This window comes from Chryseobacterium ginsenosidimutans (genome assembly GCF_024807225.1).
Classification (GTDB): Bacteria; Bacteroidota; Bacteroidia; order Flavobacteriales; family Weeksellaceae; genus Chryseobacterium; species Chryseobacterium ginsenosidimutans.
Window position 1 is genome coordinate 2855611 of record NZ_JANUCO010000001.1, and the last position, 23809, is coordinate 2879419.

The window sequence follows — 23809 nt, forward strand, 5'->3', positions numbered from 1 at the left end:
ATCGTTTAACAAATTGCAATTTTATGACATGAAACGAAAACAGTTTGAACTTTTAGAAGTTGATTCTTTTGAAGCCATCACCTATCCTTTTCCACGGCATAGTCATACGTATTACGAACTGGTTTATATCGTTAAAGGTTTGGGAAATCATCTTATCAATAAAATCATTACTCCTTATAAATCAGGTGATCTATTTCTGATTTCTCCCGATGACGAGCATTTTTTCGATATTAAAAAATCAACAAAATTCAGCTTTATTAAATTTAATGACGGCTATTTTGAAAGCAATAAACATCTTGTTCCCGATAATCTGATTATGGCTTCACCAACCGATATTATGCGAAATTCTCATCTTAAGGAAGAAAAACTGATCTTCGACGAGCCTTGCAGAACAATTCTCAGAAAGACCGTAGAAAACATTTTTGATTATAATCAATTTCATAAAATCTCGGATTCGCCTATTGTATTCTTCCAGATTTTGTCAATTTTTGGGTTAATTCGTGAAGCTTCGGTGAAAATGAACCTCAGAATCGATAACGGAAGTCCAAAAAAGGATGATCTCATTACTTATATTCACCAAAATATTTACAGCCCCGAAAGGATTCGAATACAGACTGTTTCGGAACATTTTAGTATTTCAAAAACCTATTTCAGTTCTTATTTTAAAAGAAATTTTGATGTTTCTTACCGGAAATATATTACCGATTATAAATTAAAATTAATTGAACGAAGAATCCAGTCCGGACAAATGACGATGAAGCAAATTGCTTTTGAATTCGGCTTTACGGATGAAAGTCATTTGACGAATTATTTCAAAAAACAGATGAAAATAAACCCTTCTGATTATAAATTTCAATATAATCTATGATTTTGAACTTGATTAAACTTTATTTTGATAGTTGGAAATCGCAAAGGCGCAAAATAATATTTACAGCAATGTTTTTAAGGCGCAAGGATTTTATCGTAGATAAAACTTCTACCATCTTATCTTGAAAATCTTTTGTCACACTGAGTCTGCGAAGTATTTTTGCATCTTTGCGATTTCCAACAAAAAAGCTATAAATTTTCAATAAAAGTTTAATTAAATTTTAAAATTAAACGGTAAAACTAAATTTCTTTTTCCACAACTTTTACAATTGATAAAACTTACGGAAATTTGCAAAAAATAAATAAATGAAGGTAATAGATATTGAAAGCTGGAACAGAAAGGAACATTTTGAATTTTTTTCAAAGATGAAAAGTCCATTTTTCGGATTTACAACGGAAGTAGACTGTACAAAAGCTTATGATAAAGCTAAAGAAGAAGGTAAGTCTTTCTATGCTGTTTATCTTTATAAATCAATGGTTGCCATTAATACAGTGGATGAATTAAAGCTCAGAATTGTCGACGGAAAAGTGATTTTGTATGATGAAGTACACGTTGGAGGAACCATTGGAAGATCTGACGGAACATTTGGGTTTTCATTTTTTCATTATTCTGAAAATTTCGAAACTTTTAATGAGGAATTACAAAAAGAAATACAATCTGTACAAAATTCAACGGGATTGGGAATTAGCAATGATGTTTTGCCGATCAATCATATTAGACATACGACAATTCCTTGGAATTCATTTACAACTATTTTACATCCAACGAATTTTGATCCGAAAGAATGTATTCCTAAGATAGCATTCGGAAAATTCAGTATTCGTGAAGGGAGAAAGTATCTTCCGGTTTCTATTGAAGCTCATCACGGTTTGGCAGACGGAATTCATTTGGCAAGATATGTTGAAGAATTTCAAAAGCAGCTTGATAAATAATTGAAATTTAGTACAAATTCCAACTTATAAAACAATTAACCATAGTCTTTAAAGCTGTGGTTTTTTTGTGTATTTAAATATTGTACTTTTTTACGCAGAAATAACCCATTTTTCTAAAATCTACTGATTACGATCATAAAAAATAAGCCCAAAAACAGGTAGATTTGACCTATGATCGCTGAAAATATCTGAAAGGTTGGATTTAAAATGAAAAATTGAGTTCCAAAAAACGAACGTGGTATGTATGTGGTATTTCAATTCAGGAAAATTTTAATCATTTTTTCTTTCTTTGTCTTTATCTAAAATTATTATCACCTGTTTTTGTGATATTTTTTTAATCTTAAATCCAAAAAACAAGAAAAAGCGTAAATAGTTAGATATTTTCAAAATAGTAAAAACAAAAACTTCAAAATATAGAGTTTCTAAAACCCGGAAATTGAAGTATAGTGCGAGAGAGGTATAATGCTGGAGCTTATCAGAGAGCAACAGAAATTAGTAGAGATGAGAAAAAAATTATGAGAAACGAAAAAACTGAATTCAATTTAGAAGATTTAAACCAAAAAATTTTTGTACAAGACGAGATTTTAGCATTAGCAAAAGAAAATTCTCCTCGTCTGCTGAATAAGTTCAGATTGGTCGAACCAGATTTTTTCAACAAACTATCTGCAATTCAGCCGAATCTTAAGAATTCTGAACTGATTTTCTGTATTTATTTAAAGCTTAATTTAACGACCAAAGAAATCGCAACGTATACGTTTGTAACGCCAAAAGCCATTCAAAACAGAAAGAACAGGCTTAGAAAAAAGCTGAATATTGCATCAGAAGTCGATATTTATAAGTGGTTTAATGATCTTTAAACCATTTTTATAATTCTAAAATAGCTTTGTCGAGATCGTGGTATAATAATATTTTCCAATGATTTTCTATGGCTTCCTCTTGCCATTTTATTCTTAATTCCATCGCTTTTTTGCCGTCAAAATCACTTTTATAAGCCAAATGATATTTTAAATACGATTCCTGCGGAAGATCATCGGCTCCGTAAAAAACGGTTTCATTATTTTCCTTGATCCAGAAAACCTGCATAAAAGGAGTGTGTCCACCGACTACTTCAAAGGAGATTTCATCGGAAATATTTCCCTTGTCATCATCCATCCAGACAATATTATCCAATTCAATCAGCTTTTCCAGCGTATCAAAATCGAACGAATGACTCTCCTGATTTTCCATTGCAAAATCCAGTTCCCGCTTTTGAATATAAATTTCCGCATTTGGGAAAGTAGCTTCAAAGCCTTTTTCAGTGCGCGTTATCGTAGTTTCTATATGATCTTTGTGAAGATGTGAAAGTAATACTTTGGTTATTTGATTTGGGTTAATATTTTCCTTTTCCAGCAATTCGGAAATTACCGTTTTTCCGCTCTCATTTTTCCATCCGATTCCGGCGTCCAAAATAATGATATCCTTTTCTGTAATAATCAAAAAAGGGGTGACAGACATTTTAATTCCTTTAATTGTATCAAAATTTTCTTCTGTTAATAAAGTAAAGTCCTTTGTCGTATTGGTAGAAAAATTTCCTTCTTTTAGTGGTATAATTTTCATACTGCAAAGTTCCTCATTATTTCTAAATCTGTAAAGCGTTTTTTTTCGATACAAATCATTGTTAAAACCGATGAAATCATAATTAACGCTTAATCTTAAAATAAGTATTTTTGCATTACAAAATTCAAAAAAACCTTAAACAAAGTTTATATGCAGTTGAATTCTACCAGCGGTATTTCACGTACTGTCATTTGGTTGATGTCCGTTATTTCAGGACTTGTCGTGGCAAACAATTATTACAACCAGCCTTTGTTGGCACTTATTTCAGACGATTTACACGTTCCGGAAAGTGCAGCAAGCAAAATTTCCGTTCTCACGCAATTGGGTTATGCAGCGGGATTATTGTTAATCGTTCCTCTAGGAGATAAATTTTTACGTAAAAAATTGATTTTAATTGACTTAGTTCTGGTTTTTGCGGCTTTATTATGGATGACTTTCGCTCAGGAATTATGGATGTTATATGTCGCAAGTTTATTAATCGGCGTAACTTCCGTTATTCCGCAATTATTCATTCCTATCGCTGCAGAATTATCGTCTGACAAAGAAAAATCTTCAAATATCGGAACCGTAATGTCGGGTTTATTACTCGGAATTCTTTTATCAAGGTTTGTTGGCGGAATTGTTGGTGAAATGTGGGGTTGGAGAGCCATGTTCGGAATTGCCGCAGGAATGATGATCTTGGTCTGGCTCGCCGTCTACAAAATGCTCCCGGAATTACAGCCCAATTTCAAAGGAACGTACAGAGAATTAATGAAATCCGTATTTCATCTCGCAAAAACTCAGCCTGTCTTGCGATTGGCTTCCTTTCGTGGTGCAATGGCTTTCGGGTCGATGTGCGCTTTGTTTACAACTTTGGTTTTTCACATGGAAAAACCTCCTTTTAACGCGGGTTCATCGGTTGTCGGAAGTTTTGGTTTGGCAGGAGCTGTCGGAGCTTTAGCTGCTGCAAAGGTGGGAAAACTGCAACAAATTTTAGACTTAAACAGAATTATCTTTTATTCATTATTGGTTGTTTTGGGAAGTTGGGCATTTACGTATTTTGCAGGAGCCACGTATTGGGGACTGATCGTGGGAGTAATTTTGGTTGATTTGGGTGTACAATCGAGCCATATTATGAATCAGACGAATTATTTTTTAATCAAATCCAACGCAGTCAACAGATTGAATACGGTGTACATGGTTTCCTATTTTATCGGCGGTTCTTTGGGAACTTGGACGGCTTCTCTCGCATGGCAATATGCACAGTGGAGTGGCGTTTGTTTCGTAGGCGCAACGATGGCGGTTCTGGCTTTAATTGCGCATTTACTATTCAGTAATAGGATAAAATTAGCTTAAGATTAAAAAAGAAAAATTTTAACTTAAAACATAATTTCAATTAAAATAAATTAAAATGAAAATAGAAATCTGGTCGGATGTGATGTGTCCGTTTTGCTATATCGGGAAAAATAATTTTGAACAGGCGTTGGAAAAATTGCCTTTCAAAGATGAAGTGGAAGTAGAGTGGAAAAGTTTCCAGCTTGATCCGATGTTAGATCCAAAAGAAGTAAAAAGTACTTTTGAATATTTTAAAGAAAAGAAAGGTTTTCCGGAAGCTCAGGCTCAGCAAATGATTGGTCAGGTTTCCCAAATGGGAAAAGGTGCGGGAATTGATTTTAATTTTGAAAAAGCATTAATTACCAATACTTTTTCAGCTCATAAATTATTGCATTTAGCTAAAAAATATAACAAAGCAAGCGAAATGGAAGAAGCGCTTTTTATCGCTCATTTCATTGACGGAAAGAATGTTGGAGATTTTGAAACGCTGATTTCTCTTGCCGATTCTTTAGGTATTGATACAAACGAAGCTAAAAATACTTTAACGTCTGAAGAGTTTGATTATGACGTAAATCAAGACATTCTGGAAGGAAGAAATAACGGCGTAACCGGAGTTCCTTTTTTCATTCTGAATGGAAAATATGCGGTTTCAGGAGCGCAACCTGTTGAACTTTTTGCAAATGCCCTTCAACAAACGTACGACGAAACAGTTTCTCCTTTAAAAAATCTTTCAAACGGAGAAAATTCTTGTGATACAGACGGTTGCAGCATTTAATCTCAACTTTATAAAATACATGAAATCCTCAAAATTTGAGGATTTTTTACTTTCTTCTTTATTTGTTTTTAAACTTCAATTATTACGTACAATTTTCTATTTTTGAAGAGAATTTAATATTCAGTTTTTCTCATGATTAAAATAAACGACGAACATCAATTTCCCATCGAAGACACACTTTTCGTTTTTGCTTTGGATTCGGAAGCGGGAAAGGTTTTTAATGACAAAAATAAATTGATTACAGGCATCGGAAAAGTAAATGCCGCCATGGAATTAACCAAGGAAATTCATCGGACAAAACCAAAATTAATCGTAAATCTTGGCTCGGCAGGAAGTAAGAATTTTCATAAAGGAGATGTAATTTGCTGTACAAAATTCATCCAGCGAGATATGGATGTGAGAGGTTTGGGATTCAGTTTGTATGAAACTCCGCTTTCGGGAATTCCACCTGTTTTAGAATATGGTTTAAAGAAAAATGATCTTCCGGAAGGAATCTGCGGAAGTGGCGACAGTTTTGAGATGAATCATTCTGAAACAGCCTACAACATCGTCGATATGGAAGCTTATCCGCTCGCTTTGATTGCCATGAAAGAAAACATTCCTTTCCTGTGTTTAAAGTATATTTCGGACGATGCGGGAAGTGATGCAGCCGATGATTGGGCGGTTCAGGTTCATTTGGCTTCGGAGGCTTTTGACAAAATTTTATTTTCTTAAATTAAAAAAATGACATCAATAACAATAAAAAAGGCTTCTCTTGAAGATTTGGAAACCCTACAAAATGTTGGAAGAGAAACCTTCTATGAGACTTTTGCAAAACATAATTCGGAGAATGAAATGCAAAAATATCTGGATAAAAGTTTTGCATCAGAAAAATTAACAAAAGAATTAAATACTATTGATTCTCAGTTTTTTATTGCGTGGGAAAATGAAAATCCGATTGGTTATTTGAAAGTGAATTCAGGAAAAGCGCAAACCGAATTGCAGGATGAAACTTCTTTGGAGATTGAAAGAATTTATGTAAAAAGCGAGTATCACGGAAAAAAAGTTGGTCAGATTTTATATGATAAAGCTTTGGAAATTGCAGTACAGGAAAAGAAAAAATATCTTTGGCTGGGAGTTTGGGAAGAAAATATAAGAGCCGTGAATTTTTATAAAAAGAACGGTTTTGTAGAATTCGATAAACATATATTCAAGCTTGGAAACGAGGAACAGACTGATTTGATGATGAGAAAGGTTTTAGATTAAATCTTAAATCTCATAAATTTCAGCATCTGTAAAAACATAGAATCTTCCTTTTTTAGGGAGATTTTTTGTATCTAATCCTGTAAATTCACTGAAAGCGGGAAGTAATAGCTGATTTTCTGTCACCACAAAACAAGGTAATTTAATATTTTTAACAGAAGAATTAATAACAAATCCGGGATGAATATGTCCCGTAATCTGAAATTTTGTTTGCTCTTTTTCAAAATCGTGAATAAAAATAAAATCATCCATTTCTAAAGATTTTGATTTAAAATTTAAACATAGCTTTTCTTCGAGAGTTTTTGAAATTCTGTCGTGATTTCCTTCAATTAAATAAAACTGTAAATCGGGATAGTGGTTTCTCCAACTGCAAAATTCATCGACATCAGAATTATCTCCGGCGTGAAGCAAATCTCCGACAACAATGAATTTCTCAGGTTGAAAATATTCTATTAAAATCGATAATCGCTCCAAATCATTCTTCATAATCTGATTCGCCAAAGCAATTCCGTTTTTTCTGAAATGAGCGGTTTTTCCGATATGTAAATCAGATAAAATCAACGCCTTTTCTTTCTTCCAAAACAACGCACGTTGATTGGTTACAATGAAATTTTCGTTTTGAATGTTTATATTTTTTGTGGCTATATTCATTTTACATTTAAAAATTTTAACGAGGTTTGTCATTTCGACGAAGGAGACATCTATTGTGTAATCTAGATCATTTTATCGCTTCTTCGCCTGTTCTATCAATTTTTTGATTCTTGCATCTAGACCTTCACTCGACAGTGTTTGTCGCAAACTATCCACTTTAATAGGAAAACTCAAAGGCGTAAAAGTATTGGCAAATTTCAAAATAATTTTCGATTTTTCAATTCTCTTAAAAGCTTCTACCAATCTTTGTTCCTGCAATTGCATATTGAAAACCTCCGTATAAGCTTGTCTCACGAGAAAATGATTCGGATCGTAATCTTCCAACACTTTAAAGATCAACCCTGCAGAACTTTGTAACGCTTTATTTGAACGTTGCTGTCCCGGAAAATTCTGAATCACCATTCCAGAAATTACGGCAATATCACGGAATTTTCTTCTCGCCATTTCCGCAGAATTGATACTTGAAATAACATCAACCATCAGATTTTCTCTGGTTAAAATTTTACTTAAATTTTCTTCATTTAATGGAATTTCTTTATCACTGAATAATTCAAAACCATAATCATTCATCGCCATTGAAAAGGAAATCGGAGCCAGTTTTGAAATCCGGTAAGCAATCAAGGCAGCCATCACTTCATGCACCAAACGCCCTTCAAAAGGGTACATAAACAAATGATAGCCTTCACGGTTTTTAATCAATTCAACCAAAAATTCATCCTCTTTCGGAATATGCGAACGTTCTTCCTGATTGATTAATAAAGGATGTAAAAATTTCAGTTCTTTTTCAGAGGCTTTCGGATTTAATGCTCCGGATAATTTTTCTCTTAAAAAGCGTCCTAAATTTGAGCTTAAAGGCAATCTTCCTCCCAAATAACTTGGCGCCAACGCTTTTCCTTTCGACAATCGCACATACACTGTCATATCTTTTACCATCGCCACTTCCAACACTCTTCCGGCTAATATAAATTTTTCTTCTTTTTTTAATTTTGAGATAAAATATTCCTCAACCATTCCGATATAGCCGCCGGAAATAAACTTCACTTTCAGCATCGCATCACTCACAATTGCGCCCATATTCATACGGTGGAGCATGGCAATTTTTCGTGAAGTCACTTTAAACAAGCCATCTTCCATGACCACAACTTTGTGGTATTCTTCGTAACTTTTTAAAGCACTCCCGCCAATTGTAAGGAAATCGAGAATATTTTTCCATTCTTCATCCGTGATTTCCTGGAAAGTATAAATTTGTTTAATCCTTTCATAGGTTTCTTCAGGATAAAATCCATCGCCGATCGCCAAAGTCATTAAAAACTGAACCAAAACATCAAAACATAAAACCTGCGGTTCACGAGGTTCAATGACGTTTTGTTTAACCGCTTCCTTCAAAGCAGCAACTTCAATCAGTTCTAAAGAATGGGTGGGAACGCAATAGATTTTTGAAGTTTCAAAAGGAGAGTGGCCGCTTCGTCCCGCCCGTTGAAGAAATCTTGCAACGCCTTTCGCAGAACCTATTTGTATCACAGTATCAACAGGTTTAAAGTCGATACCTAAATCTAAAGATGAAGTGGAAACTACGGCTTTTAATTTTCCATTACTCAAATTTTCTTCAATCCAGATTCTTAAATGCGCATCGATCGAACTGTGGTGAATCGCAATTTGACCTGCAAAATCAGGATACGCTTCAAGCAATAATTGATACCACATTTCACTCTGGCTCCGGGTATTCGTAAAAACAATCGTAGATTTTGAATTCAAAATAATCGGAACGACTTTATCAGCTAATTTATGTCCGAGATGTCCTGCCCACGGTAAGATTTCAACTTCATCGGGAAAAACAGGAATAATGTCAATTTTTTTATGTTGTTTAGCGGTAATTTTTGTTTTTTTAATATCATAAGGAATTAAAACTTCCATCGCTTCATCAAGGTTTCCGATGGTTGCCGTAATTCCCCAAATCTTCAGTTTCGGAACATATTTTCTGAGCTGAGAAACACCCAATTCAACAATAACTCCACGTTTTGAACCTAACAATTCATGCCATTCATCAATGACGATACTTTGTAGATTTTGGAAGAATCGCGGATGATTTTTTTGTCCGAGAAGCAGATGTAAACTTTCGGGAGTCGCGACCAGAATTTCAGGCATATTTTTAACCTGTTGTTGTCGGACTTTCGGGTCTGTATCTCCATTTCTTACACCAACTGCCCAATCTAATCCGATCTCATCAATCGCTTCCTGCATTGCTTTTGCGATGTCTTTGGAAAGCGATCGAAGAGGAGTTATCCAGATCATTTTAAGTCCATTTTTGTATTTTTCAGGATGATTTAAAAAATCTGAAATTAAGGCTAAGAAAACGGAATATGTTTTCCCAAAACCAGTCGGCGCAACAACCATTCCGCTGTAACCGTTCCCGAATTTTTTCCAGGTATCAATCTGAAATTTGAAGGGAGAAATACCTTTTTCCGCCATCCATTGCTGAATGACGTTGAATCCGTTGGTATTTTCAAATGCAGCCAAATTGTTTTTTTTTGATTTTAACGCTAGGTTCGCAAGGATATTTTTAAAATACTTTCTGCATATTCTTTAGTTCGCAAAGGCGTTTCACTCAGCTAAGGCTTATTGCTGTCATTTGCTGAACGAAGTGCCTTTGCGAACGAAAAATATTTTCAATTATAAATAAATTCTTTGTGTCTTTGCGTTTATAAATTTAATTTATTGTATCAGTTTTTTTATCTCCTCCAAATCATCAATTTCATCTACCGTTTTATCTTTCCGCCATCTTACAATTCTTGGGAAACGCAGCGCAACACCACTTTTATGACGATTGCTGAAACCTATTCCTTCAAAAGCGATTTCAAAAACGAGTTCCGCTTTTACAGTTCGCACAGGTCCGAATTTTTCAATCGCATTTTTATTCACAAACTTGCTGACTTCCATGATTTCTTTGTCGGTCAAACCGGAATAAGCCTTTGCAATCGTAACTAATTTATCTTCATTTTTCACGGCAAAAGTGTAGTCGGTGTAATAAGCACTTCGTCTTCCGCTGCCTTTTTGAGCGTAAATCAGAACGGCATCAATCGTCAACGGATTGATTTTCCATTTCCACCAATCGCCTTTTTTTCGTCCGGAATGATAGGGTGAATTCTTTTGTTTTAGCATCAAGCCTTCGCTGTTTATTTCTCTTGAATTTTCTCTGATTTGGTTTAAATCTTCCCAGTTTTCAAAATTAATAACCTGAGAAAGTTTTATATTTTCGGGGTTTTCATTTAACAATAATTCTTCCAACATGGCACGTCTTGCAAAGATTGGTTTCTCGCGTAAATCAGTTCCTTCCAATTCCAATAAATCATACGTAAAAACTTCAATCGGAATTTCGGAAAGCATTTTTTTAGTTAAAGTTTTTCTATTTAATCTTTTTTGTAATTCATTAAAATTTAAAACTTTACCATCCTTTACCGCAAGTATTTCTCCATCTAAAACAAAATTGCCATTCATCATTTTTATCGTCTCCACAATCTCCGGAAATTGCTCTGTAACCAATTCTTCACCTCTCGACCAAATGAAAACTTCGCCATTTCTTTTAATGATTTGTCCGCGAATTCCGTCCCATTTATATTCTATTTGCCATTCGTCGGGAGTTCCCAATTCTTCCAGTTTTTTTTCCAACGGATAAGCCAGACAAAAAGGATAAGGTTTTGAATTATCCGGGTTAATATTTTCCGCCGAAATCAGCTCTTTAAATGAAATTTCTTCAGGCTGCCATTTTCCCATCAAACTATGCATCAACGTACTCGATTCTTGATCAGAAAATTTCGTCAACGCATTAATTAAAGTCTTAGAAGAAACGCCGATTCGGAAACTTCCGCCTAGTAATTTATTGAAAATCAATCGTTCCGTATAATCTAACCCGTTCCATGATTGTAAGACAAATTCTTTTTTCTCAATTTCCGTTTTATTCTTTAAATTAAGAATATCTTTCATCCATTCCGATAATGTTTTTTCAATCTTTTCGGAAGGCGGAGGAAGAATTAACGACAAGGTTTCACCCAAATCTCCGACTGAAGAATAACTTTCCTGAAACAGCCAAAATGGGAGTTTTGTGATTTCCAGCGCCCATTCTTTCATATAGTTTGTATTGACATTTCGCTTCGGTCTTTTGCCCGTAAACAAAGCAATAAACCACACTTTATCCTCATCTGGAGCACGTTCCAAATAATCGATGATCGCATCAATTTTGGCATTGGTTTTATTGGTGCTTTCCAAAGCATTTATCAATTCTGCAAAATGTTTCATAAGTTCTTGACCTTATTTTTTATTTGGGCAGCTTTTTCCGTCTTCCACTCCCGCTTTTTTGTTCCGCTTTGCTACACAAAAAGAGCTCCGTTCAAGCCGGGCTGCAAATGATTCGATCGTTGAAAAACGATACATCAATCCGAATCTTTAACAATTTATTTTTCAGTCACTTCCTCATCATCATCGCCATACAATGTTTCCACAACGTCAGATTTAATTCCGATTTCATTTAAATATTTAGAAAAAATTTCCGTTTGTCCGTGCGTTACGTGAACAATTTCCGCTTCTGTGGCTTTTATCGCTTGTAATAATCCTTTCCAATCGGCGTGATCGCTCATTGGGAATCCTGCATCGGCACTTCGCCATCTTCTTGCCCCGCGAACCTGCATCCAGCCAGAACAAATTGCCGTTGCCGCCTCAGGAATTTTTTTAATAATATTGCTGTCCAATAGAGCAGGCGGAACAATCACAATCTCGCCCTGAAGATGTTTCACGCTTTCCCTAAAATCAGGGATTTCATAATCAGGAAGATCGATTCCGACGGTTTCAAAAGCTTCATTTAATTTCCCGATGGAATAATGAACATGGATTTTTCCTAATCCTTCAACTGCCTTCATAATTCTCTGAGCCTTTCCCAAAGAATAACCGATAAACACTGATGTTTTTTGATTTTCTTTATTTCGTAAAACCCAATTTTGAAGTTTTTTATTTAAATCTTCAACTTCCAGCCAATTGTAAATTGGAAGCCCGAAAGTGCTTTCTGATACGAATTCATTACATTTTACCAGCTCAATAGGCGTACTCAACCCATCATCCTGAACTTTATAATCACCGGAAATCACACTTACATATCCTTTATATTCCAAACGAATTTGTGCAGAACCAATAATATGACCTGCAGGATGAAGCGAAAGTTTCACTCCATTCATATCGATAACTTCTCCATATTCCACACTTTGACATTCGATATCGGGAGAAATTCTCTGATGTAAAATGGGTTTTGTAAAATGATGGCAAAGATATTTTTTCATTCCCCAACGAGCGTGATCGGCGTGACCATGCGTGATGACCGCCAAATCAACGGGTCGCCAAGGATCAATATAAAATTTTCCCTGTGGACAGTAAATACCTTTATTTGTGAATTTAATTAGTTTCAATGGTGCGATTGGTTTAGATTTTATTATTCAAAAATCTAACCAATCGCATTATGAATTTAGAAGAAATATAATTTTAAGCCTTTTTCAGTTTTAGCTTAAAATTATTCAATAAGAAAAAAGTAACGATTCCGACAGTTAATTCGATCAAAGCACTTCCCCAATAAATGCTTTTAATGCCGAAATAATACGGTAAAATCAGCATTAATGGAATGTAAAGAATCAATTGTCGCAAAAAAACGAGAAAACTTGCTTTTCTGCTGTCGTTCACTGCGGGATAATAAGAGAGCGCCAAAACCGTGATCGGCAACAGCGGAAGTACCGAGAAAAATAGCCTGAAATCCTGAATTTGATTAGCATTTACGGTATATCCGGGAAGCATTAATCCAATTAATTGCTGCGGAAAAATTAAAGCAATCAAAAAGAAAGGTGAAAGTATGGCAATTCCTGCTAAAATATAAATTTTCAAAGATTTCCTGGCTCTTTCAAATTGTCCTGCGCCGAAATTAATTCCGACAATGGGCTGTAAACCACGCATTAATCCGAATAATGGGGTTAATAAAAACAAGAAAAACCGATTCAAAACAGTGAAAAATGAGATGTCATTTTCTGTTCCATAAGAAGCGATTGCATTGAAAATAATGATACTCTGAACAACTCCCATTACGGATAAAACCATTTCGGGAAGTCCTAATTTTAATATTCTTTTTCCAATTTCGGGATTGAAAGAGATTGATTTCCAATTGGTTTTAAAAGAACTTTTTCCTTTCGCGTAATAGTAAAATCCAAGAAAAGAATAGATCAGCATTCCGCAATTGGTCGCCCAAGCTGCACCGGAAACGCCCATTCCAAAGGTTGAAATGAAGATTGGTTTCAGGATAATATCGATGACAAGTCCGACTGCAATCAGAGCAGCGGCAGTTTTCATTTTTCCTTCTGCACGGATTAACATATTTAAGGCTAAACCATAAATCCAGAAAATTGTTCCTATTAATGTAATCCTAAAATATTCAACGGCAATCGTTTGCAATTCGCCTTTTGCGCCCATCATTGCCATTAATTCATGGGCAAAAATATACGCCGGAATTGTACAAAGCAAAGAGAAAAAAATACATAGAAAGTTGAAACTTCCGAATAAATTATACAGTTTATCCTGTTTGTTTTCACCGATCCAAATACTTACCGCTGCACCAGCTCCGGTTTCCGACCAATCTTCCGAATCCCAAAACGATTTGAGACAACGGATAAGCCATTCCGACTGCTGCAAGAGCCTTAGTATTAACTAAATAACCAACAAAAATAGCATCCAGAAAGTTATTAATTCCGTAAAGAACAATCGCCGCAACAGCAGGCCATGAAGTTTCCCACATGACCTTTTTTAAGTCACCTTTTAAGATGAATGTTTTGCGGTCCATTCCTTAGTTGTATTGAATTGTTGAAATGCAATACGCTTTTCTACTTTATAAATTTCTTTGCCAGCGATAGAATTGATGATAATTGCATTTCTGTAAGCACCCATTCCCAAATCGGGAGTTACAAAACCGTGCGTGTGAAGTTCTGCATTTTGCACGAAGATATTTTCCTCATTATCAATTGTATAATAACGACTTACATTAAATAAACCATCTTCATTTCTTTGAATTTGATCTTCAATTCCTTTCAAGAATTTCGGTTCTTTGTATTTATAACCTGTCGCCAAAATAACGTAGTCTGAGATATTTGTAAAGGTAATTTCATCCTGAACATGAGTGAAATTAAGGACATAAGAATTTCCTTCGGGAGAAATATTATCCAACTGACAACTTGGCTTTAATTCTACATTTAAAGGGACATTTCCGACGCTCATTCCGTACATGGTGTCGAAAATATCGTTGATTAATTCAAAATTAATTCCTTTGTAAAGCGGCGGTTGTTTCGCCAATAAATTTTTTCGCTGATTGGACGACATTTGATAAAAATGATCAACATATTCAGGAGACGTTAATTCTAATGTCAATTTTGAATATTCCATCGGGAAAAAGCGATCCGGTCGGGTAAACCAGCTCATAAATAAATTGTCATCTGTTTCCGGCAAAAGATCTTGGAAAATCTCAGCAGCACTTTGTCCGGAACCTATAATTGACACTGATTTTGCATTCAAAATATTCTCTTTATGATTCAAATATTCTGAAGTATGGATGACATTCGGATAGTTTTTATCTTCCATAAATTCAGGCAATCTCGGCTGGGTTCCTGTTCCTAAAGCTAATTTTTTAGTGTAATATTTTGTGACATCATTATTTTTTAAATCTAAAACTTCAATGATGTACAATTTTTCTGACTCATTAAAAGTAATGTTCTCAACTTTTTTTCCGAAAAGACAATTCGGCAATTGATTCGCTGTCCACTGACAATACAGATTGTATTCTTTTCTTAAAATGAAGAAATCTTCTCTGATAAAAAATTTATATAAACGGTCGGTTTCCTTTAAAAAATTCAGGAAGCTGTATTTGCTTTTTGGGTCTGCCATCGTCACCAAATCTGCCATAAAAGGAACTTGCAAAGTAGCATTATCAAGCATCAAACCGGGATGCCAATCGAAACCTTCTGCCTGATCTAAAAAAAGTGAATTGATGGATTCTACAGGCTCTAAAAGTGCCGCCAATCCTAGATTAAAAGGACCGATTCCGATCCCGATGATATCGTATATTTTGTTGTTTTCCATTTGATTTGAAATTAAATTTATACAGCATTTTGTCATTCTGAAAGAATCTAAATGATTTCTTTTTTCTATGCCTAGATTCCTACGGAATGACAAAATAACTGTTAATATTTTTATGCGTTTTTCGCTTCAAGTCTGCTTTCTGGGCATTTTTCCCAATATCCTTCACGGGTACAGAAAGTCAGATAAGCGGTTTTGTGAGGCATTTCAATCACCCCTTCTCGAGTGTAACCCAATTTTGTAATGATTCTATCAGTCGGAACCGCATCAACAGACGCTTCACCGATACATTTTCCAACTTCGGGAAGCATGAAAATATAATCTAAAGCCACCTGAAAAGATTGGAAAGAAAACTTCTTATCTTTCTGCGTTTCGGCAACGAAAAAGTGTGTTCCATAATCGGTCGGAAGTGCGTCGTAATAAGCCCCGACAATATCTCTCATTGGCCAATAAGGCTCAAAGCTAAACTGCGGAACATCATTCACAGAACCAATAAAACTGTGCTGTTCATCACTCGGAAGAATGGTTCTGAACCACAATTCAAGATCTTTTTTCGGACCATCCATTTTCCAGTAAGGTTTTGCGTGTTCCATATTGAACCATTCGTGAATCATTTCAAAATCTTTTTCAATATCGAAAGGACGAATGCTGATGTTTACATTATTCTCTTCAAAGTATCTTGAATAAACGATTTCCTTGGTTTCCGGCTTGATTAATTTATTGGAGAAAAAATATTTATTTAAAGGATTTGGAGTATCTAGGAAAACAGCAGGATATTCTAAATTTTCGTCTGCTTCATTGATATTTTGAAGACTTGTAATCAAATTTCCTTTGGTGTACCAACTTCTTTTGTTGATGATGTAATCTACCAAACCTGTTTCGTCCTCATTTTCAAGTTCTTTGAATGATTTGTAAACTAAATTAATTAACTTTCTTTCATCCACTAATTGATTACAACCCAAAGCATTAACAACACCTAAAATATTATTCGTCACCAAATAATACGTGTATTTTGGAGCCAAAGATTCTTCATCAATAATCGACTGACTTTCATCTGCAATTCCCGGAAGTGCATTGGAAACCAATTCTTTTCTGCCTTCTCTGAAGAAAAACCCTTGATTATCTCTGAAATAAATTTTCGCAGGAAAACCTTTCTTATCAAGCTCTATCATTACGTTTTGCTGATGGAATTCACAAGCCAGTCCGTACGTATTCAAAATCCCGACAATCGGTCTTACGCAAATATGGAGATATTGTTTAAACCAATCCAAAGCAACCTGTTCGACTGGTAAATCAAGATTTCGGGCTGTGTTGGCAATGATATTCTGCAGTCTCGAAGGCTGACCAAAAATTCCGTCCTGACAAAGAGCTGCCAAAAGCGTTACATTTTTAGTTTTATTTTCACCTTGGAAAGGATTTCTTCTGATGCTAATATTAAACCCATTGATGACTTTATCATTAAATTTTACAGCAATAAAGGCGGGATCAACCATAAAATCAATTTCAGGATAATCATTTTGCAAATTTTTACCCCAATCGGTTTTTAATAACTGACTAATGTCGTAACCACGATGCAATTCAGGATATAAATTGATTCTTTCGGAGTTGGTAATTTTCACATGAAGAGAAAATTTATACATCCATTTGCTGTTTTCGCTGTAAACCGTTCTCACAGAAGAAGTAGGAGTGAAGTGCTCTCCGTAATGTCCTAAAGCGAACAAAATTCCCTGCTCCTGCATGATCTGAACATCTTCCTGAACCAACAAATATTCAGCTTCCCAAGGATGCATCGGAACAATCTGATAATCCGGAAATTCATCCCATAATTTTTTATGTTCCGCATCTAAAAGCGGGTAAATCTTTTCACCTAACTCTTTTGTAACAGGCGCTCCGTCGGCATTTTTCTCAATGATATTTTCAGGATTAATTAGGAAATAAAACAATTGAAACTGCCCCGAAGTTTCAGGAGAATATTTTAATAAATCTTCCTGATTAAAACCTTGCTTTGATTTTGGAACAGGATGTAAAATATGTCCTAAAACAAGCGATTGTTCAGCTTCAATGAAAGACATTTCTAAATCATTGACCGATTTATTATTTTCAACTAAATAATCTAAATATGTAGTCAAATTTTCAATGCTGTTATTCAATCTTTTCAACACTGTCGAAGCATCAATATCGGCATGAATTCCTTTTGAATATTCTGCGATAAGCGTCATAAATCCGTAAATATCAACTTCTGAAACTTCATCCGTCTCCAAAACTCTCCTTAAAACCGGAAAATCAAAAAGATGTCTTCCTGTTTCAGAAAAATAATTGACAGGAATATAAACATCGCAACCAATCGAAGAAAAATCAATTCTAATATGAAGATTCGTCGGTGTTTTTTTTAAGGTCTTTGTAATGGCAATATCATATTTCGGGATTCCCAGATAACGGCTCCAATTGGTAAATTCTCTCATAAAACAGTTGATGAGAGCTGTATAATTGATGGTTTCCGCGTATTCCTGATTAGTTAACTTCAATGTATTCATTTCCAAGTTTTTTTATTGTGATTAATATTGATTTGATGTCTTCAACAGTTGTCAAAGGGTTTAAAATGGTGAATTTTAAGTAAAATTGCCCGTTCACTTTTGTTCCTGCTACAAGTGCATTCCCGTTTTTATAGAGTTGTGATTTGATGTACGTATTGATTCTGCTCAGATCAAAAGTTTTGAAAGGATTTGCCGAATATCTGAAAACCAAAGCCGAAATATCAGAACGGTTCAACAGCTCAAAATGAGAATCATTTTCCAATAAATTTGCGGCTTCACGAGCGGTATAAATAATTCTTTCGATGTAATTTCCAAGCCCTTTTTTACCAATAATTCTAAGGGTGAACCAAAGTTTCAATGCATCAAATCTTCTTGTCGTCTGAATCGATTTATTAACCTGATTCGGAATTTCGTTTTCGTCGTGATCTTTTGGATTTAAATAATCAGCATAATGCGTTATTAATGCGAAATAATTTCTGTCTTTCACCAAAAATCCGCTGCTGCTTACAGGCTGGAAGAACGATTTGTGATAATCAACCGTCACAGAATCTGCATCTTCAATTCCTTTAATTAAATGGCGGTATTTTTCCGTTAAAAGTAGCGCACAACCGTAAGCTGCGTCTACGTGAAACCACATGTTATACTTCTTTGCAATCGCTGAAATGTTCGTTAAAGGATCGATATTTCCAAAATCCGTCGTTCCTGCTGTTGCAACAACTGCAATCGGGATATTTCCATTTTCAATTTCTTTTTGAATGGCATCTTCCAGTAAAATACTGTTCATTTTGAAAGAACGGTCGGTTTTAATTTTAACAACAGATTGTTCGCCCAACCCTAAAATCGAAGCACTTTTCTGAATGCTGAAATGTGCTGCTTCCGAAACAAAAATCCTGAAACGATGAGCATTTTCCGGCAATCCGTTTTTCTTGATATTATGATTAAAATGTTTAATTGAATAATGATCTCGCGCCAAAAGCATTCCCATTAAGTTACTTTGAGAAACCGCCACTCGTGAAAATTCCGTCTGAGTTTTTTCCGTAACCAATTTCATTGCAAGTCCATTCAATTAATTTTTGCTCCATCAAAGTTCCGCCTGCACTTTGATCCCAAGTATCTAAAGATGAATTAATTGAGCTAATCAACATTTCCGCAGCAACCGCAGGAATGACAACCGGACAATTAAGATGCGCAACGTATTTTGGATGATGAAAAGCAACGGCGTGCTGTGTATAAAGGGTTCTGACTTCCTCAAAAACCTCTTCGTAATTCTGTGGATGATCGTTAAGATTGATGTTTTCGAACTGTTTCCTCAATTCTTTCGGAGAAACTCCGCTGAAAGGCTGATTGTTGTCCTCTAAAAATGCAATCACATTTTCCTGTGCTTTTTGCATCACATTTTGGTATTCGTGAATGTTGATATCACAAAATAAGTTCTCCAGATTTGGGAAAAGACTTTCCTTTTCCGAAACCAATTTTTCGGTAATAACTGTGTTCATAAAAATTCTGGATTGGTTGTTTTTTACTTTTTAAATCGTATTTCTAAGATTTTTTTTAATTAAACCATTAAGATTTCGTTTAAGATTTTAAGTTTTATTAAGAAATTTCTCCTTTTGTCGAATCTTTGTATTTCAGAATGTAACAATGCGAAATGAAGAATCTGGCTTAATATTCTTAACTCCTTAAAATAAATCTTAATGGTTTAAAAAAATATTTAAATAATTTAATAATTTATCGTGTATCCTACAGAAAATGTAGTTCCTCTTCCCTGATAAGCAAAGGCTTTTTGAGGTGCTCCGTAGAAAAATACAGAACGTTGTCCCCAAATACTTGTATATTGTTTGTTAAAGATATTTTGTACTCCGAAATTGATCGTTCCTTTGTTTAATTTTACATCTCCAATGAAGTCGAATAGGGTATAACCTGTGATTTTCATGTCTGCTAAATCGGTATAATTCATAGAATTCTGCATTTGAAGCCTTAATGAAAATTTCTTTGCATTCCAGCCTGTGAAAACCATAAATTTAGAGGGATTCGTCGTGTAAACCGACTGATTTTGCCAACCTTTATCAACAGTTTCTGTTTCAGATTCCATTAATAAAACGTTTCCTCCTAATTCTAAACCTTGAGCGAATTTATAACCTATAGCTCCTTCAAAACCGTAGTTTCTTAATTTTTGATCAAGCAAAGAAATCGTGAAAGCAGCATTGTCAATTTTCAAAGTTTTGTTGGAAAGTGCATAGAAAAATGATCCTTGAGCGTACAATCCTTCCGAATTGTTATTATGCCTGAAACCAACTTCCATCTGATTGGTTTTTATCCCGCTTAATGGCTGTTCTGCGATGTTGATGCTGTTTAATAAGTTCCATCGGTTATTGTCTAACTGATATTTTCCGAAACCATACGATTTTGCGGCATCAGGAACGGCAAATCCTTGAGAAAAATTCAACCAAGTCTGCCAATAAGGAGTAATTTTATACAATAAACTTGCATTAAGCAAGGTTACATCGTAATTGTTTTTCCCTCCTTTTACCACGTCTGCAGAATTTCCATAACCAAAATTCATATAAACCTGTTCTTTAAATCCTACAAAATCATCCAATTTTACATTAATAAACTGTTGACGAACACCTCCGGAAAGCGTCAATTGGTTGGTAATATTCCAATCAGCCTGAACAAAACCGGAAAGGGTAGACGTTTTCGTATCCGGATATCTTCCTACAAAAGTATCTGTCTGATTCACCAAACCTCCTGATTCAGCACTTTTTTGAGGATTAAAAATCGCCTGATCTCCGTTAAAACTTTCAAAATCACCATCAATTCCGTACGTAAAATTGAAAGATTTCCATTTTTTATTTAAAACTAATTTTGCCCCGTAAACATTGGTATTTCCTCTAGCTGAAGAAAGGAAAACCGGAAGTGTAATTCCAGCCGGCGGTTTCGGAACTTCAGCAAAAGACGCTCCGAAATCGACTTCTTCACGTCTTCCAAAAGCCTGAACAAGAATATTTTGACCTCCCAAAACATTTCGGATATTGTATTGAATATTCGCCATAAAACGTTCTGTTCTTGGTACAATATCAGAATCTGCTCCATCCAAAACATTAATTAAATCTGGATTTTTTGTTGTAAAACCTACAAAGTTCTGTCCGAAAGAAAGCCATTTTTTGTTTCTCACTTTTGAATTGTAATATTGTAAATCAACATTCAAATCTTGGTCTGGACTTAATTTCGCACTGATTCCGCCCAACAAATCGATCGATCTGTTGTATTGAAAATCTGCCTGCTTTATGTCTGTAATAATCTGATCTCCTTTGGCATCAAAAGCACCTTCATTTTGGGTAAAAGCCGCTCCCAGTCTGAACTTCACTTTATCATTTCCACCTTCGATGGATTGGGCAATTCTTTTATCTAAATCATCTTTGTGGAAGCCTGATTTTAAACCTACAGAAGTTTCAAAAGCCAGTTTATTGGATATCGGTTTTTTAGTAATAATGTTAATAATTCCTCCCGTAGAATCGCCTCCGTAAATGGAAGATGCCCCGGAAAGCACCTCAATTCTTGCGATATTAAAAGGATCGATCGCATCAAACTGTCGGCTTGTTGCTCTTGTGCTGTTCAGAGAAATCCCGTTAATCATCACCAAAACGTTTCTGCCACGCATATTTTGAGCATAATTTGTTCGTCCCTGATTTCCAAAATCGAATCCCGGAATCATATTTCCTAACACTTCCTTCAATCCTGCGCCGCCTCTGATCTGGGTTTGAAGTTCTTGATCGCTGATCACCCAAACCGTCCCCGGAATATCGCTGATCTGTTTTGGAGAACGGGAAGACACCATAATAACTTCACTGATTGTGTTGGTTTTAATGCTGTCTTGTTGAGTTTGCGCAGATAGAGTGGCTGCTGCAGTCGCTAATATTGCGATTGAAAGGGCGTATTGCTTTTTCATTTATTTAGAATAATTAAAAATAATACGGTAAATATAAACCAATACTTCATTAATTTTCAAAATGATATTTGTCATATAATTCTTAATGGGGTGAATAGGTTTTAAATTAATATCGTGTTAATGAGCTAATGCAAACGATTAACCATGATTCTACATACTCAAAACCCATTTTAAGGATGAGAAAAACAAGTTTAGATTAATTGAAATATTTAAAGAAAATGTAATATGTAAAGTTTAAATTTTAAAGAAAACAGAGAATTTCGGTCAAAATAAAATCCCCAAAATTGATAGTCAGGAGATAGATTTTGCGGTTTTATAAAAAATTTCGAATGATTTTTCCATTTCCTCAAAGTTTAAATTTCCAAAACCTAGGCGCATTCCCGTAAGATCTTTGTTTTGATAAAGGAGTGTTTTTGGAATAAATAAATTATTATGAGTACAGTTTCTGGAAAGCTGCATCAAATTAATGGGAATTTTCCATTCTGCCCAAATCGCCAATCCTCCTGAAGGTTTCTGAAAATCGATAAATTCGCCCAAATATTCATTTAACAGTAAAGAAAAATGATCCCTTCTTTCCTGATAAATTTTCAATGATTTTTTCAAATAACGATTAATTTCTCCTTCTTCGATCATTTCACCCAACACATGTTCCATCAAAACATCGCCCTGTCGATCAATGATTCCAAGATATTTTCGCATCTCGATCATTAGATTTTCAGGGGCAACAATGAATCCCGTACGAAAACCCGGAGCGAGAGATTTCCCGAAAGAACCGATGTACACAACCATTCCATTCGTATCTGCACTTGCAAGAGGCAGAATCGGACTTTTATCATAATGGAAATCATAATCATAATCGTCTTCCAAAATGATAAAACCAAATTCGTTGGCAAGATTTAATAATTCTAATCTTCTTTGAGCGCTTAAAGTAACCGTCGTCGGATAATGGTGATGCGGAGTGAGATACAACATCCTGATTTTTTGTTTTTCGCAAATTTTTCTTACTTCTTCCACATTAATTCCTTCATCATCAATAGAAATCGGTTGAATTTTCACCCCTGCTTTCTGAAAAATCATATTAACGGAAAAATAGCTTAATTCACCTACTAAAACCGTATCTCCTTGCGATAATAGAATTTCAGAAACAATGTAAATACTCATTTCCGTACTTCTTGTAATGAGAAGATTATTCTTTGAAATGGGTAATCCTCTTGATAAATTTAAATATTGTGACAGATTTTTCTTAAAAAATTCGCTTCCGTCTTGATTGTATTGTCCGATTTTATGTGCTTTCCTTTTCAAAATAGAACTGTAAATTCTGGAATGCTGATCGATTTGAGTCAAACGAATATCTGGAATGCCATCATTGAAAATATATTCACAGTTGGAATGCTCAAAAGGATTATCTAAAATATTGGAAGTTTTGAATGAAAATCCTACTGTTTTTGGATAATTTTCAAGGTGATTTTTTTCAAAATTTTTAATTTCCAAAGGTTTGTCCTGATCTTTTCCAATCACGAAAGTTCCTTTGTTGGGAAGACTTTCTACCCAACCTTGCGCGAATAATTCGTCATAAACCGCAACAATCGTATTCCTGTGAACTTCTAAAATCTGGCTCAAAGCTCTCGTTCCCGGAAGTTTAGTCCCGAAAGGTAAATAACCCCGCTGAATCGCATTAATTAACTGATTGGCAATTTGCATATAAAGAGAAACATCAGAATCTCTATCGGTTTTGATAAAACTTTGATAAGGAATTTCAACCGGACTATCCATAATATTAAAACTGGCACCATTCAACCA

General features: G+C 34.9%; 20 protein-coding genes. 7 read left to right on the plus strand and 13 right to left on the minus strand.

Annotation, left to right across the window (positions count from 1 at the left end; all coding sequences use genetic code 11):
* Positions 1-28: 28 nt before the first annotated feature.
* The 3 genes from J3D55_RS13455 to J3D55_RS13465 all read left to right on the plus strand — a co-directional run bounded on the left by J3D55_RS13455 (position 29) and on the right by J3D55_RS13465 (position 2657).
* Entirely contained in the window at positions 29-868 is an 840-nt protein-coding gene (locus tag J3D55_RS13455; protein ID WP_259131843.1) for a helix-turn-helix domain-containing protein, read from the plus strand.
* A gap of 305 nt (positions 869-1173) precedes the next feature.
* On the plus strand, positions 1174-1800 hold the full coding sequence (locus J3D55_RS13460; RefSeq protein ID WP_259131845.1) for a chloramphenicol acetyltransferase: 627 nt from the start codon (positions 1174-1176) through the stop codon (positions 1798-1800).
* A 515-nt stretch (positions 1801-2315) separates the two neighbouring features.
* Entirely contained in the window at positions 2316-2657 is a 342-nt protein-coding gene (locus J3D55_RS13465) for a helix-turn-helix transcriptional regulator (protein ID WP_259131847.1), read from the plus strand.
* Between the two features lie 7 nt (positions 2658-2664).
* Here J3D55_RS13465 and J3D55_RS13470 read toward each other — a convergent pair whose 3' ends face one another.
* Complete coding sequence (locus J3D55_RS13470) at positions 2665-3396, minus strand: MBL fold metallo-hydrolase (protein ID WP_259131849.1); 732 nt, start codon at positions 3394-3396, stop codon at positions 2665-2667.
* A gap of 150 nt (positions 3397-3546) precedes the next feature.
* Between J3D55_RS13470 and J3D55_RS13475 the strand changes: the two genes are divergently transcribed.
* The 4 genes from J3D55_RS13475 to J3D55_RS13490 all read left to right on the plus strand — a co-directional run bounded on the left by J3D55_RS13475 (position 3547) and on the right by J3D55_RS13490 (position 6730).
* Entirely contained in the window at positions 3547-4731 is a 1185-nt protein-coding gene (locus tag J3D55_RS13475; RefSeq protein WP_259131851.1) for an MFS transporter, read from the plus strand.
* Positions 4732-4786: 55 nt separating this feature from the next.
* The gene (locus J3D55_RS13480; RefSeq protein ID WP_259131852.1) at positions 4787-5485 is read left to right on the plus strand and encodes a DsbA family oxidoreductase; all 699 of its coding nucleotides are present in this window, start codon (positions 4787-4789) and stop codon (positions 5483-5485) included.
* A 132-nt stretch (positions 5486-5617) separates the two neighbouring features.
* On the plus strand, positions 5618-6199 hold the full coding sequence (locus J3D55_RS13485; protein WP_259131853.1) for a 5'-methylthioadenosine/S-adenosylhomocysteine nucleosidase family protein: 582 nt from the start codon (positions 5618-5620) through the stop codon (positions 6197-6199).
* 9 nt (positions 6200-6208) lie between these two features.
* On the plus strand, positions 6209-6730 hold the full coding sequence (locus J3D55_RS13490) for a GNAT family N-acetyltransferase (RefSeq protein ID WP_259131854.1): 522 nt from the start codon (positions 6209-6211) through the stop codon (positions 6728-6730).
* Between the two features lie 3 nt (positions 6731-6733).
* Here J3D55_RS13490 and pdeM read toward each other — a convergent pair whose 3' ends face one another.
* The 12 genes from pdeM to J3D55_RS13550 all read right to left on the minus strand — a co-directional run bounded on the left by pdeM (position 6734) and on the right by J3D55_RS13550 (position 23782).
* The gene (gene pdeM / locus J3D55_RS13495) at positions 6734-7378 is read right to left on the minus strand and encodes a ligase-associated DNA damage response endonuclease PdeM (RefSeq protein ID WP_259131856.1); all 645 of its coding nucleotides are present in this window, start codon (positions 7376-7378) and stop codon (positions 6734-6736) included.
* A gap of 72 nt (positions 7379-7450) precedes the next feature.
* Positions 7451-9895: a ligase-associated DNA damage response DEXH box helicase gene (locus J3D55_RS13500; RefSeq protein ID WP_259131858.1), complete on the minus strand. Its 2445-nt coding sequence runs from the start codon at positions 9893-9895 to the stop codon at positions 7451-7453.
* A 195-nt stretch (positions 9896-10090) separates the two neighbouring features.
* Positions 10091-11671, minus strand: coding sequence for an ATP-dependent DNA ligase (locus tag J3D55_RS13505; RefSeq protein WP_259131860.1), 1581 nt, complete (start codon positions 11669-11671; stop codon positions 10091-10093).
* Positions 11672-11826: 155 nt separating this feature from the next.
* Positions 11827-12828 carry a ligase-associated DNA damage response exonuclease gene (locus J3D55_RS13510; RefSeq protein WP_259131862.1) on the minus strand — a complete coding sequence of 334 codons (1002 nt, stop codon included), beginning with the start codon at positions 12826-12828 and terminating at the stop codon, positions 11827-11829.
* Positions 12829-12901: 73 nt separating this feature from the next.
* Positions 12902-14092, minus strand: a complete 1191-nt coding sequence (locus J3D55_RS13515; protein WP_259131863.1) for an MATE family efflux transporter — start codon at positions 14090-14092, stop codon at positions 12902-12904.
* Complete coding sequence (locus J3D55_RS13520) at positions 13989-14240, minus strand: hypothetical protein (RefSeq protein WP_259131865.1); 252 nt, start codon at positions 14238-14240, stop codon at positions 13989-13991. The genes J3D55_RS13515 and J3D55_RS13520 overlap by 104 nt, the downstream gene beginning before the upstream one ends.
* Positions 14216-15529 carry a lysine N(6)-hydroxylase/L-ornithine N(5)-oxygenase family protein gene (locus J3D55_RS13525; RefSeq protein WP_259131867.1) on the minus strand — a complete coding sequence of 438 codons (1314 nt, stop codon included), beginning with the start codon at positions 15527-15529 and terminating at the stop codon, positions 14216-14218. The genes J3D55_RS13520 and J3D55_RS13525 overlap by 25 nt, the downstream gene beginning before the upstream one ends.
* A 110-nt stretch (positions 15530-15639) precedes the next feature.
* Positions 15640-18060: a GNAT family N-acetyltransferase gene (locus tag J3D55_RS13530; protein ID WP_259131869.1), complete on the minus strand. Its 2421-nt coding sequence runs from the start codon at positions 18058-18060 to the stop codon at positions 15640-15642.
* Complete coding sequence (locus J3D55_RS13535; protein WP_259131871.1) at positions 18038-19111, minus strand: pyridoxal phosphate-dependent decarboxylase family protein; 1074 nt, start codon at positions 19109-19111, stop codon at positions 18038-18040. Before J3D55_RS13535 ends, J3D55_RS13530 begins: the two co-directional genes overlap by 23 nt.
* On the minus strand, positions 19050-19556 hold the full coding sequence (locus tag J3D55_RS13540) for a pyridoxal-dependent decarboxylase (RefSeq protein ID WP_259131873.1): 507 nt from the start codon (positions 19554-19556) through the stop codon (positions 19050-19052). Before J3D55_RS13540 ends, J3D55_RS13535 begins: the two co-directional genes overlap by 62 nt.
* 224 nt (positions 19557-19780) lie before the next feature.
* On the minus strand, positions 19781-22009 hold the full coding sequence (locus J3D55_RS13545) for a TonB-dependent receptor (protein WP_259131875.1): 2229 nt from the start codon (positions 22007-22009) through the stop codon (positions 19781-19783).
* A 291-nt stretch (positions 22010-22300) separates the two neighbouring features.
* Entirely contained in the window at positions 22301-23782 is a 1482-nt protein-coding gene (locus tag J3D55_RS13550; RefSeq protein ID WP_259131877.1) for an aminotransferase-like domain-containing protein, read from the minus strand.
* Between the last annotated feature and the right edge of the window lie 27 nt (positions 23783-23809).